A 6,234-nucleotide genomic window follows, 5' to 3' on the forward strand; every position below is an offset into this window, starting at 1 on the left:
ACACCGGCGGGCCAGAGTCCTACGATGCCGTGCGGGGCGTGACCACGAACAAGGAGAGCCGCGATGAACCGGCGGGCTTGGGGCATCTTGCCGTGGGTGGTATTCGCGGGGGCCGCCGCCCTCGCAGACCTGGTGACGCTGAAGAATGGCGAAATCCTGGAGGGCAAGGCCCGCCAGTGGGGCGAGCGTGTGCTCTTCTGGGACCGCTATGGCGAGGAGCACAACTTCCACCGCGAGGAGGTCCGCAGCGTCCAGTACCAGCGCCGCCCCGAGGCACTGGCCAAGCCCAACCTGCCCGACCTCACGGTGCGCTACATCGAGCGCCTGCCGCGCGACCCCGGCTTCCACGGCGGCTTCGTGCAATACGACCTGCCGGGGAAGAAGGACCTCGGCGTCCTCAAGCCCGAGGCGGCGAACTACCAGCTCCACCGCAAGCCCGGCGAGAAGGTCACCTTCATCGTCCACATCCTCAACGCCGGCCCGGCGCCCGCCGGCGCGTTCGGCTACCGCATCTCGATTGACGACAAGCCGGTCGCCACGGCGACCCTCCCCGGCCTCAAGCCCGCGGAGGAGAAGCTGGTTGAAGTGCCGTGGACCTGGCAGACCGGCCAGCACGAGATCAAGGTGGAGCTGGACCCCGAGGGCAAGCTCAAGGAGATCACGAAGCTCAACAACACCTTCGCCGACCCCATCCGCGCCCTCACCTTCTTCTTCGCCGTCCACAAGACCACCTACGACACCTTCTCCCAGGTGCTCAATGTGGTGGACAGCTTCAACTTCGAGGACTGGGCGCAGTACCACGTCCACATGATGAACTACCTGTTCGCCGAGTCGAAATGGCCCTCGGCCCCGAACGGCATCGCCGAGCGCGTGCGCGTGGACAAGATCATCGTGGTGCCCGAGTGCGACGAGGCTCTCTACGTGAAGGACCAGCGCCGCAACGGCGACCCCAAGGAGGTCATCGAGTACAACGGCAACTGGAGCTTCGGCAAGAGCGAACTCGACAACACCCGCCGCTGGGCGCTCAGCGTGGACTGGGGCCTGCCCCACGAGCTCGGCCACCAGCTCGGTCTCGTGGACATCTATCAACTGAACGTTGACCCCTGGCAGAACCTCGTCCGCCGCGCGGACGGCACCTACGCCACGCTCAAGCACTTCTACCCCGCCCCCGCCACGATGATGCACTGGCACGGGCCGCACATCTTCAGCGAGTTCTGCGCCGGCTACCTCAACCAGACCCTCGGCCGCCCCCGCGGCTACTTCGGCGACTACTACTACGACGTCCCCGACCAATGCTACCTCAAGGTCTTCAGCATCTCGGGCAAGCCCGTGCCTAACGCCAGGATCGAGCTCTACCAGCGCAGCGCCTTCAAGCCCCCGCACCACTTCGTCCACGGCGAACCCGTGAGCCAGGGGCAGACCGATGCGAACGGCGTGTGGCTCATGCCCAACCGCCCGGCGCCCCACCACAAGACCCTCTCCGGCCCCGACTTCAAGGGCTACGAGCTGAAGGACAACCCGTGGGGCCACATCCACGTGGTCGGCTTCAACGCCATGATGCTCGCGCGCGTCGAGGCCGCGGGCCGCGAGGAGTTCTTCTGGCTGCGGCTGTGCGACTTCAACGTGGCCAAGTGGCGCGGCGCCGAGAAGGAGTACACCCATCCCCTGAGGACCCGATTCCCCGACGCCGGCGCGCCCGAGCCGGCGCGAAAGCTCCTGGCGAACTACAGCATGCCCCTCGAACGGAAGACGCTGGAGCTGTGGTGGGACCGCAGCCCTTCGCCCGACATCGCCCGCTACAACGTCTACCAGAAGGTCGGCGACGGCGACGAGGCGGTCGAGCCGTTCCGCCTGGTCGCCATCGTGGACCCCGCCCGCTTCCGTCCCGACCAGCGCATCGGCCACGGCGGCCTCAAGTACCACGAGAAGTTCGAGGAGCACGGCTTCTACACCCTCGACACCTGGTTCGCCGTCACAGCCGTGGCCGCCGATGGGCGCGAGAGCGGCCTGTCCGAAAGCGTGCACGTGCCCTGGGTCGGCGAGGGGCGCCGAGCCGCCGTCCTGCCGGACGGCCGCGTCATCTTCTCCGCCGACCGACACCCCAGCCTCTACTGGTCGCCGGGAAACGGCGGCGTCCGCGAGTTCGGCATCCGCACCACCGAGTTCCCCGTGGACCCGTATGGCCTGTGCGCCGACGGCGATGGCAACCTGGTGGTGACGGACGCCCACAACAACCAGGTGCTCGTCTTCGACCCGAAGGGCACCCTGGTGCGCCGCCTCTCCAGGCAGGCCCCGCGCCGCGAGAGCAAGAGCGCCAAGCCCGGCGAGTTCGACTGGCCGTGCGACGTGGCCGCCGACGCGGCCGGCAACCTCTACGTCGCCGAGCGCGACAACCACCGCATCCAGGTGCTCGACAAGGCGGGCAAGCCCCTCTACACCCTCGGCGGCGACAAGGGCAAGGGCGAGAAGAGCTTCGACAGGCCGACCGCTGTGTCGGTGTGCGGCGATCGCCTCCTCGTCACCGACGAGGGCAACCACCGCGTGGCCCTCTACTGGCTCAAGCCCGATGGCCCCGTGTTCGACCGCGACATCACCGAGCTTCGGGCGCCCGACCGCGCGCTCATCACCGCGAAGGAGAATGTCTACGTCTGCGACGTGGGCGACAATACCCTCAAGGTCTTCGACCGCGGCGGCAAGCTCGTCGCCAAACACGAGGCGCTGGAAGCCGCCTTCGAGCCCGGCCACGTGAAGCTCGACGGCCCCCGCGGCCTCTGCACCGCCGACGGCCGCTCGGCCTACCTCGTCACCCGGTTCCCCGTGCGCACGCTCAAGATCCGACTCGACTGATCGCCGGCCCCGCGCCGGACCCCAGGCGTCCTTGACAGCCCCGCGCGAAGCGGCTATGGTAACAAGCGAGCCGGTGTCTGCCGCGCCAGGAGCGCGCGATGAAGTACGTGGTATACGTAGACGACAACTTCCACCCGGGCGACGAAGAGGAGCGCTACGAGCTCGGCGAGTTCGCCAGCGCGGCCGAAGCCCTCGCCGCCGCCCGAGGCGTCGTAGACGACTTCCTCGGCCGAGGCTATCGGCCGGGCATGAGCTCCTCCGAGCTCTACGCCGGTTACACCGGCTTCGGCCAGAATCCCGTCATCCTCTCGGACGACCCCGACTGCCGCTTCTCGGCCTGGGACTACGCGGAGCAGCGCTGCCGCGAGCTGTGCGGCGCGGCACCGGCCGGCCAAGCCCACAAGCCGACCGAGCACCCCTCGGGCCACCCAGCGCTCCGAGCCGAGCTCGAGGCGGTCTACAACCGCATGGTCGCGGCCCTCAGGAACCGCGACAGCCAGGCCCTCCTGGCCACGATGCTGGTCGAGGGCGACTGGGCGCGGGCCGCCGAAGGCGGCGACCTCCAGGCCCAGTTTGCCGAAGCCACCGAGACCCTCCTCGCGATGACCCCAGAGCTCTCGAAGACCCGCTTCGTCGCCCTCAAGACCGCCGGAGACGACCTGGCCGGCTACTACTGCACCCTGCGCGACGCGAGCTTCGTGAACGTGCTGCTGCTCACCTTCGTGCGGGCCGACGGCCGCTGGCGCCTGACGCCCGAGACCCGCTCCTTCTCGTTCACGCCCGAGAACGGGCAGGACATTGCGGCCCGCGTGCGCACCCTGATCGAGACCGAACCGATCCTGCGCCTCGTGCCGCCGACTCCGCCGGGCCCGGCGCCCGAGGCCGCCGGGCCGGACGTCGAGGCCCAAGCCTTCCTCAATGTCGTGGCCTACGGCTATGACCTCGAACTGCGAATCAACGGAACGCCCCTGAGCTTCCGGGGCGGCCGGTCGCACTCCGCGCTGTTGCTGGGCGCCGCCCCCGGCGCCGAACCCGTCGAGCCCGCCGTCCTGCGCACGGGCATCAACAAGCTCTTCGTCGCCTGCCGCCGCACGACGGATGCGCCCGCGGCCCGCCTGACCGTGGAACTGCTCGCCCCCCCCGCCAGGCCCTGCTTCCGCCTGGTCACCACGAGGGCCGCGGGCCGAGTCCACGCCACCTTCGTCCTGCCCGACACCGAGAGCGGCGAGCCCTGCCCCATCGAGATCGAGGATTCGGACTGAGCCTCTGCATCGCGCCACCCAGGACACCCGCCAATGGCCGAGGAACCGTCGAGCACTGCCCCGCCCCTCACGCACTTCGCCCCCGCGGAACGAGCCTCTGCCGAAGCGCTGCGCCAGGCCGTAGACGCCGTCAGCGCCCACCCCGTCATGGACGCCGCCCTGCGGACCTTCAGCGGCATCCTGATGGTGCTCAACGCCCAGCGCCAGATCGTCGCCGTCAACCCCGAACTCCTGCGCTTCCTCGGCTGCCCGGACCCCGAGGCCACCCTGGGCATGCGGCCCGGCGAGGCGCTCCAGTGCATCCACGCGCGCGACAACCCCCTCGGCGGCTGCGGCACGGGGCCGGCCTGCCGCTCGTGCGGCGCCGCCGTCGCCATCGTGGCCAGCCTCGAAAGCGACACCGCCGCCGAAGCCGAGTGCCTGCTCACCGCGCGCACCGCCATCGGACGCGAGGAGCCCTTCGAGTTCCGCGTGCGCGCCGCCCCCATCGAGCTCAACGGCCAGAGGCTGCTGGTCATCTCGCTCCAGGACATACGCGACCAGAAGCGCCGCGAGGCCCTCGAGGCCGTGTTCCTCCACGACCTGATGAACACGGCGTCGGCCCTCGACGGCACGCTGCGCCTGCTCGCGCGCTGCGCCCCCGCCGAGCGCGACGAGCTGCTGCGCGACGCCATCGGCATCGCCCGCCGCCTGACCGCCGAGATCGCCGAGCAACAGGACCTCGTCGAGCTCGAGGCGGGCAGTTTCCGCCCGAGCCTGAGCCACTTGAGCTTGCGGGACGTGCGGGACATGGCCGAGGCCCTTGCGGCTACCCTGGGCTGCGCGCACGGCAAGTCGCTGAGCTTCAACGCCGAGGACGACGGCCCCACCCTCTTCACCGACCCCACGCTCCTCACCCGCGCGCTCGGCAACCTCCTCAAGAACGCCTTCGAGGCTACCCCCCCCGGCGGCCAGGTGCTTCTGGCCTGCCGCGGAGAGAACGCACGCGCCGTCCTGGAGGTCTGGAACGCCGCCGCCATTCCGCCCGCGGTCGCCCTGCGCGTCTTCCAGCGCTACTTCACCACCAAGGGCCGCAAGGGGCGCGGCCTGGGCGCCTATGGCGCCCGGCTCATCGTCGAGCGCTACCTGGGCGGACGCCTCACCTTCACCAGCTCAGAGGCCGAGGGCACCACCTTCCGAATCGAGCTCCCCGTCACCCCGCCCGCGATGGACCGCACGACATGACGGCCGACCAGAAGCTCCACGCCCTCCGAGCCGCCCTCCGGCAGTCGCGGGCGCTGGCTGTGGCATTCTCAGGGGGAGTGGACAGCTCGCTGCTGCTGAAGGTGGCCGCCGACGAGCTCGGCGACCGCGCCGTGGCGATCACGGCGCGGGGCGCGATCTACCCCCAGCAGGAGCTGGACTCCGCGGCCGAGCTCGCGCGGGCGCTCGGCGTGCGCCACGTCTTCGTGGATGTCGAGCCCCTGCGCCTCCCGGAGTTCGTGGCGAACCCGCCCGACCGATGCTATCACTGCAAGCGAGCCGTATTCACCCTCATCCTCCAGAAGGCGCGCGAGTTGGGCATCGAGGCTGTGGCCGACGGCTCGAATGCCGACGACGCCGCAGACTGGCGGCCCGGCAGCCGGGCGACGGCGCAACTGGGGGTGCTCTCGCCCCTGCGCGACGCGGGCCTCACCAAGGCCGAGATTCGCGACCTCTCGCACCGCCTCGGCCTGCCGACCGCCGACCTGCCGTCGCGGGCCTGCCTCGCCTCGCGCATCCCCTACGGCACGCCGATCCGCCGCCAAGACCTCGAGCGCGTCGAGCGGGCCGAGGCGGCGCTCGAGGCCCTGGGCTTCACGGGCCTGCGCGTGCGCCACCACGGCGCCGTGGCCCGCCTCGAGCTGCGCGTGGCCGACCTCCCCCGGGCCGTCGCCCCTGACACCCGAGAGGCAATCCTCGCCGCGCTCAAGGCCCTGGGCTACCGCTACGTCGCCCTCGACCTCGAGGGGTACCGCACGGGAAGCCTGAACGAGGTTCTCGATCTCTAGGAGCCTGTCCAAGAATCCCCGTGGGCTGCGTTGCCGGCGCCAGCGGGCTGGATGCGAGGCGCGGCGACGCAGGCGATGCCCTGGAATGCATCGCT

The 6,234-nt window shown here is 70.4% G+C and carries 4 protein-coding genes; all 4 read left to right on the plus strand.

Annotated elements, in window-relative coordinates; translation table 11 throughout:
* Positions 1 to 63: 63 nt before the first annotated feature.
* The 4 genes from PLE19_12065 (at position 64) to larE (ending at position 6,139) form a co-directional block, all read left to right on the plus strand.
* Positions 64 to 2,847 carry a CARDB domain-containing protein gene (locus tag PLE19_12065; protein ID HPD15682.1) on the plus strand — a complete coding sequence of 928 codons (2,784 nt, stop codon included), beginning with the start codon at positions 64 to 66 and terminating at the stop codon, positions 2,845 to 2,847.
* Between the two features lie 98 nt (positions 2,848 to 2,945).
* Entirely contained in the window at positions 2,946 to 4,109 is a 1,164-nt protein-coding gene (locus PLE19_12070; GenBank protein ID HPD15683.1) for a hypothetical protein, read from the plus strand.
* A gap of 33 nt (positions 4,110 to 4,142) precedes the next feature.
* Complete coding sequence (locus PLE19_12075) at positions 4,143 to 5,333, plus strand: HAMP domain-containing sensor histidine kinase (GenBank protein HPD15684.1); 1,191 nt, start codon at positions 4,143 to 4,145, stop codon at positions 5,331 to 5,333.
* The gene (gene larE / locus PLE19_12080; protein ID HPD15685.1) at positions 5,330 to 6,139 is read left to right on the plus strand and encodes an ATP-dependent sacrificial sulfur transferase LarE; all 810 of its coding nucleotides are present in this window, start codon (positions 5,330 to 5,332) and stop codon (positions 6,137 to 6,139) included. The genes PLE19_12075 and larE overlap by 4 nt, the downstream gene beginning before the upstream one ends.
* Positions 6,140 to 6,234: the final 95 nt, after the last annotated feature.

The sequence above is a fragment of the Planctomycetota bacterium genome (genome assembly GCA_035384565.1).
Lineage (GTDB): Bacteria > Planctomycetota > PUPC01 > DSUN01 > DSUN01 > DAOOIT01.

Coding starts and splice junctions, on each gene's coding strand:
- PLE19_12065 (HPD15682.1), top strand. CDS start 64: ATGAACCGGCGGGCTTGGGGCATCTTGCCGTGGGTGGTATTCGCGGGG.
- PLE19_12070 (HPD15683.1), top strand. CDS start 2,946: ATGAAGTACGTGGTATACGTAGACGACAACTTCCACCCGGGCGACGAA.
- PLE19_12075 (HPD15684.1), top strand. CDS start 4,143: ATGGCCGAGGAACCGTCGAGCACTGCCCCGCCCCTCACGCACTTCGCC.
- larE (HPD15685.1), top strand. CDS start 5,330: ATGACGGCCGACCAGAAGCTCCACGCCCTCCGAGCCGCCCTCCGGCAG.